Source organism: Okeania sp. SIO3B5, assembly GCF_010692555.1.
In the GTDB taxonomy this organism is placed as follows: Bacteria; Cyanobacteriota; Cyanobacteriia; order Cyanobacteriales; family Microcoleaceae; genus Okeania.
On record NZ_JAAHHG010000555.1, the window covers coordinates 1 to 6,464 of the forward strand.

Here is a 6,464-nt window from a genome sequence, read left to right on the forward strand (position 1 = left end):
AAAAATTGCTTTCTCTCTACAATTTGTGTATGCCATACTACGAAAAGCTGAACCAACACCGTTTATTGCAAAGAAAATGAATAAGAGACTGAAACAGTTATAGTTTAATTCTAGTAGGGTGCGTTAATGAAATGTAACGCACCGTCTATTCCAAATATTTCTAATATCCCAAATATTTCTTCAATATCCTCAATATTTATCAACCAAATATTTCGCTCAGTTACGCTTTTAACACACCCTACTGGACTAAACTCTAAGCAAACTAATTAAAATACCGAAAATTTTCGATAAATTATTGATAGAATATTCTTCCAAATCTACAGTTATAGTTTCGGACTCTAGCTCTAAAAATTGCCAAACTGTTCCCGTTGTCACAACACCATAAATTTTATTAATATTGTTGCCTTTTCTTTGATTAAAAATTTGAGCAGCTAGCATCTCTGCAATACATTGAGAAAAACCAGATTTCAGATTATCGTTTTTGGCTTCTACCAAAGCAACAACTGGCGCTTCAATCACAAGTTGTCTGGTAGAACGACTAATAATAAAATCACAAAAACCATTTAAACCTTGGTCATAATTAACGTTAAATTCTATTCCTGAAAAAATGCTAATTTGATTATTTAGTTGTTTCTTTAGCTCTACTAAAATTGGTGCAACAATTAACTCAGAACGTGCTTTTTCTGAACCAATAGCAACTGCTAAAGGTATATAGTCTTGGAAAAGTTCTTGTAATATTTTTCTAGGTACAACTTCTGGCAAATTGTTGAATTTACCCCGAAGTTCGACTAAATTTAGATTAAAATTTGTTAGTAGTTCATCTAAGTTAAATTTACCGTAAGACATTTTCAAATAATTAATAATTAATAATTAATAATTAATAATTGCTTCTTCTTATTAAATAAGAGGATTGGCTAAAAGGCAAAAATAATTGATAATTTATGGATAAGAAGCAGAAATTTTAGAGTTTAGGAAATAGGGAAAACCGGGTATGGAAATAGTAAATAGGGAGAAAAAAATACTGTACTTTATGAATTTAGGAAATACTGTATCAATCAATTTATACCAGGTTGAAAAAAGAATGTTACGAATAATAAGCGTCAACTAAAATATTTCATCTAAATGTACAAAGTATTACAATTGATGATTTAATGGTAAAAAATGATGATAATAGCTGCTTCTACTGACTACTGACTACTGACTATTGACTACTAGAAGCAGTCCAAATATTTGTAACAAACATTTATCAAATTGGTATTATCTATAGTTCATTAGATATCTACATAAATTAAGACTTAACAACAGTTTTTCAAGATTTTTAGATGAATTATTGGAGGTGTTTATTATAATATTTTGCCTAATACTATTAAGTTGATTTTGGGTGCATATCAATATTTGCAAAAATACTTTTTTCCTATATCTTTCCTATTCCCTGTTCCCTGTTGCCTGTTGCCTGTTGCCTAAAAGCCAAAAATTTATGGCTTTATTCAAAATTGAAATGCACCCTTAATTTTCAGCTTGAGCTAATTTTTACATAGGGCTTGCTGATTAAATATAAAAGCATTGACATATAAAAATTTTAGCCTTTTTGAAATCGAAAAAATTGCGCCTGTTTCAGTCTAAAACGCTCAAAAAGTTAGTATTTTAGGCAAGAGTTGGGCAGAAAAATCATTCTTACAATTCTTACTCCTACCTCTTCGCTCATTCCCATTTCTCCTGTCTCCTGTCTCCTGTCTCCTTTCTCTTACCCCTACTAAAAGACTTTTTCGCAAACCCTAAATATTTTTTCGTTCGTACCTAATTAAATTAAATCCTTCACTTTCTAATGGAGGCTGAAAATATTTAGTAATAGCGTCAAATTCTTCTTCTGAAGTAAATCGTGATCCATTCGGTTTATCTTTGCTTCTTTCTTTCAGTTGACGCTTACAAATTTCATCACTCGCATCAATGAAGTGAAGAATATGTGAAACATTTACCTGTTCAAAAATACCACGAAACCAATTACGTTGAGCTGGGGTATTTCCGGGAAAATCTAGCACTACAGATATACCATGAGAAAGTAGTAACTTAATATGTTCTGACATTATATTTTTCAGACGACTCGAATATTTTATATACCCAGGAATATCAGTTATTTCCTCTGGATAAAGTTGGGAAAGCCAATTGTCTTCTGCTAAAAGAATAGCATTGTGTTTCTCTGATAAATGTTTTGCTAAAGTGGATTTTCCAGCAGCCATTTTTCCACAAAAAAAATGTAATGTTGTATTTTTATCCATTTTTTCGGTAAGTATTTCCAGAAACTTATTTATAACATTCTTTTATTAAATTAGATATTATAGCGTTTCTCAACCTAATGAGGTATACCTATCTTTATTTGTCTTCTGTTCCTTGTCCCCTATTCCCTAATACCAACGAATTTTGTACCTCACTCTTCTTCGGAATTGCTGTGGATAAAATATTACCGAAAAATTGTGGTTTAAAGCCTCCCCTTTTCAGGGGATAATAAAGAAAAATTTTCATTATTAGTCAATCCTCTCCTTGAAAATAATTAATAATTATTAATTATTAATTATTAATTATTAATTGCTGAAAACCTATTTTAGGATTGATATACACAGAGTTATTTATACTAACACTAAATTATTACCAAAAAATTAGGTTCAAAGCTTCCCCTTTTATACCAATTCCTAAAAGTAACGCTATACTTGGGTAAAACTTCAGTTATTAATTAATCAAAACAGCTATAATCACCTTTTTGCTAATAATAGCCTAGTTAATGTTAATTCTTCTTACTTTTTACTTCTCCCCCACTCCCCCACTCCCTATTTCCCCTCCTGGGAGGGGTTAGGGGTGGGTCCCCTGCTCAACAAAATGTAGAAAAGTTTTTGAGAAATGGTATTAAGGGGATAAAAAAAATATTCACCATACATATTTCGTAAGCATTTCCTGCGGAATGCTGCGCAAACAGCTATCAGCAGTCAGCTAGCCTCCTCCGGAGGAACTACGTTAACAGCAATTAGTAATTATTCATTACTTCTAAGGTTTTGTCCAGAGACTTTGGCAGTAACTTTTTATGATTTTTCAATTTCAAAGGTTGCTTTTACGCAGACCCAAAATTAATAGCTGTTAACGCAGTTCCTCTGTAAGAGGCTAGCTAATAGCTGACGGCTGAATGCTTACCATATTTCAAACCTCCGATTTTAGTAGGAGGTACTGATAACTGATAACTGATAACTGAAATTACCTTCCCTCTTCTGTCCACATAACATACTGTTTCAAAACTGAATTTAAACTAAAATAAGTAGTCTTATCTTCTTGTTTGATATCTAATAATAATCGTCTTTTTAGTGACTGTATAGAATTCAATAAATCTGATGTCGATAACTCCAAAATTTTGTCAATTTGATGCAAGGTAACAGGTTTATTTTCTTGAGCAAGTTGAATTATGATTTTTTGCTCATTCTGAGTTATTCGTTGAAAATTTTTATCTAATTCTGCTACTAGAGATTCGCTTAAAATTACTTTTTCCCATTGCAAAAATTTAGCAACACTACTGTCAAAGAATTCTTGAATCATTGTGGCAGTAAATTCTATCCAGCGAGGGTTCCCTTGATAGATATCAATTAAGTTTTCCCAAGTTTCTTCGTCTGATAATTTATGGTTATCCAGAATTTGTTTTGCTCCTAATCCTAAGTTACTTAAAATCAGCGATCGCACAGAATTATTTTTTGTTTCTAGTTGAGCTATTTCTATGGGTTTTTCCCTACTGTTTAATATTAAGCAACTTTGATGGTTCATTTCGGCAATAAGCTGAAAAAATATCTGGTAATTTTCAGATTCGGTTTGATATTGACCTGCTATTTTTCCACTACAAAAAAGCATTTGTAGGTCATCAAGAATAATCAAACAACGATATTGATTTAGGTAGTTAAGTAGTTGAGATATTTTGGTTTCAAGATTTTGGGAAATATCTGCTTCTTGGGGAAAATTTTTTAATAGTTTGGTAAGAGTTACATCCAGGGTAGGAGAAAACCGCAGACTCCGATAAATGATGTAATTAAAATTAGTTTTTATTTGTTTAATTAATTGGAGTGTTAGGGTTGTTTTGCCTATACCACTAATTCCTAAAAGTGCAATGAGGCAAGATGAATCTTTTAATATCCAGTTTTCCAAAGTTGTTAGTTCCGAAGAGCGATCGTAGAAGTTGAAAATTTAGGGTGCTTCAGCTAAATCTAGTTGTGGTTGATTTTTAGATTCTTGGGAATTTTCCACAGAAGTAGGCGATCGCGTAAGCGTTGCGGAGCAATATCGCTTTCTATCTGGAAAAATATTAATATTATTAATATTAGCTGTGGGATTAGTATGACAATTTCCTAGAATAATAGGTGATGAAAAATTCTGTCTTTTTATCTTTTCACATATACCTTTAAAATTAGTCTTGCTAACTTTTTTACCTAATATTAATGAGAGAAGATTCCATAATTCTTGTCCGATATTTTTAACATGACTTTCAGTGACATCTCCCACACTATAGCGTCAGCTTAGTGTAGGCTTCTCGCTTCGTAGCCCCGGTATCCCGTCGGGCTCCACGAGCTTTAAAGACGGAATGCCCTACCGCCCTATTTTTTATATTTATCGCCGCATTTAAGTCGCGGTCTATTACTATGCCGCAGTGCGGACAAGAATGGGTTCTTTGAGATAATTTTTTGGGAACTTTTTCCCCGCAATTTGAGCAATCTTGGCTGGTATTTTTGGGGTTCACTCCTATAGTTTTCTGTCCAGCATTTCCGGCTTTGACAGTTAAAATAGATAGGAATTGTCCCCATCCAGCATCATTAATTGATTTACTCAAATGAGTCTTTGCTAGCCCTTTAATGTTTAAATTTTCATGGGTGATAACTTCAGCTTTTGATAACAATTCATTGGCTGTTTTGAAATGAAAGTCTTTACGTTTATCAGCAACCTTTTTATGTTGTTTGGCAACAGCTTTGACAGCCTTTAGCCACCTTTTACTTCCTTTTTTCTTTCGAGATAAACGTTTCTGTAGAGTCTTTAATCGCTTCTGAGATTTTCGATAGTATTGAGGTATGGGGACAGATTCTCCTTCACTTGTTACTAAGAATTCCTTCAACCCCATATCAATTCCCAGAGTATTTTTTAATGTAGGTTCAACTTCAGTTGTTAAAGCTGGAACTGATTTGTCTTCTAAGGATAAAGTCACATAATAACCATCAGCTTTACGACTAATCGTCACAGTTTTAATTTGAAAACCATCAGGTAAAGGTCGATGTTGAATCAACTTTATATTGCCTATTTTTGGCAAGTTTATCTTGTTTTCTTGAATGCAGTCTTGCTTGATTTGAGGATAAGTAAAACTGCGATAACGTCCTTTTCCCTTAAATCTTGGTTTCCCTGATTTATGTCCATTTTTGTCTGCTTTCAACCATCTATCAAAGGCAAGTTTTACTCGTTTTATGCAATCCTGTAAAACTTGAGAATGAATCAGCTTGTACTCAGGAAACTGGTGTTTGGTATTGACCAAATCTCGTTTTTGAGAGTAATAATTTGGATTATCTCTTAGTTGAGGAATTGGCATGACTAAGGGGCAAGCGTTAACTGGACAACGGTTTTCTTCCCACCACGATAACCGCTCACCTAACCTATAGTTGTACTGCCGACGCAACAATTCCAACCACAATTGAATAGTGGCTATTTGTTCTTTGTTGGGCCTGAATTTATATTGGTAGGCAGTACGCATAGTGGAAAATTTCCCGGGTTATAGCAAGATAATAATACAAGTTTTTCAACCAGGGCGAAAGCTTCTGCTGGGATAGCATGCAAATTTAATGGGTATCGAACCTAAAATAGGATTGTTTGCTAGTATAAAAAATCTCTAACAATAGTTAAATAAAACCAACGGAACATCAAACTATGAAATATGACATAGTAGGGTAGGGTTTGTTTCGGATATTTCCATTTCACACAATGTTTCTCTCTTTATCAAACCAAACCACCTTACAAAGTGAAACAAACCTTCTATTTCCTAATCACATTTATCAGGAGTTAATAACTATGAAAATTGGAACTACATTCAGTCAATTATTAACAGTTACTGGAGGATTAATAGTCGTAGCAGGAGCTAGTGGAAATGCTCATGCTAGTACAATGTTTTTCACAGATGTTAATGCTTTTAATGCCTTAACAAATACCACTTTAGTAGAAGATTTTGAGGCATTCCCACAAAAAGACCAACCTCTTCCATCATTTGTTAGCAATGGCAACACATATACAGCTCTAGTTGGTTCCGGTTTTCCTAATGTATGGGTTTCTTCTCCTGGATACACTAATTATGGTGTTCCCGTAACTACTAGCAGCATACTAACTACTGCAGGTGATGAAGATTTTACGGTAGAATTTGGTACACCCACAGAAGCAGTAGGATTTGATACTTATCTTAATACTTT

At 33.4% G+C, this 6,464-nt stretch carries 6 protein-coding genes; 1 reads left to right on the forward strand and 5 read right to left on the reverse strand.

Translation table 11 applies throughout. The annotated features are described in order from the left end of the window. Nucleotides 1-246: 246 nt before the first annotated feature. The 5 genes from F6K54_RS38035 to F6K54_RS38055 form a co-directional block, all read right to left on the reverse strand. Nucleotides 247-846, reverse strand: coding sequence for a hypothetical protein (locus F6K54_RS38035; protein WP_293089247.1), 600 nt, complete (start codon nucleotides 844-846; stop codon nucleotides 247-249). 929 nt (nucleotides 847-1,775) lie between these two features. After that, nucleotides 1,776-2,276 (reverse strand): ATP-binding protein, encoded by a 501-nt coding sequence (locus tag F6K54_RS38040; RefSeq protein ID WP_293089248.1) that lies wholly within the window; start codon nucleotides 2,274-2,276, stop codon nucleotides 1,776-1,778. A 964-nt stretch (nucleotides 2,277-3,240) separates the two neighbouring features. Next, nucleotides 3,241-4,212, reverse strand: a complete 972-nt coding sequence (locus F6K54_RS38045; RefSeq protein ID WP_366558360.1) for an ATP-binding protein — start codon at nucleotides 4,210-4,212, stop codon at nucleotides 3,241-3,243. Then, nucleotides 4,213-4,527 carry a hypothetical protein gene (locus tag F6K54_RS38050; RefSeq protein ID WP_293089251.1) on the reverse strand — a complete coding sequence of 105 codons (315 nt, stop codon included), beginning with the start codon at nucleotides 4,525-4,527 and terminating at the stop codon, nucleotides 4,213-4,215. A gap of 1 nt (nucleotide 4,528) precedes the next feature. Beyond that, on the reverse strand, nucleotides 4,529-5,758 hold the full coding sequence (locus tag F6K54_RS38055; RefSeq protein WP_293089253.1) for a transposase: 1,230 nt from the start codon (nucleotides 5,756-5,758) through the stop codon (nucleotides 4,529-4,531). 314 nt (nucleotides 5,759-6,072) lie between these two features. Here F6K54_RS38055 and F6K54_RS38060 point away from each other — a divergent pair. After that, nucleotides 6,073-6,464, forward strand: a 392-nt coding sequence (locus tag F6K54_RS38060) for a hypothetical protein (RefSeq protein ID WP_293089254.1), incomplete at its 3' end; no start/stop codon positions are given.

What these genes read in the sequence shown, in the direction of transcription:
- F6K54_RS38035 (WP_293089247.1), bottom strand. Translation starts at nt 846, where the DNA reads ATGTCTTACGGTAAATTTAACTTAGATGAACTACTAACAAATTTTAAT.
- F6K54_RS38040 (WP_293089248.1), bottom strand. Translation starts at nt 2,276, where the DNA reads ATGGATAAAAATACAACATTACATTTTTTTTGTGGAAAAATGGCTGCT.
- F6K54_RS38055 (WP_293089253.1), bottom strand. Translation starts at nt 5,758, where the DNA reads ATGCGTACTGCCTACCAATATAAATTCAGGCCCAACAAAGAACAAATA.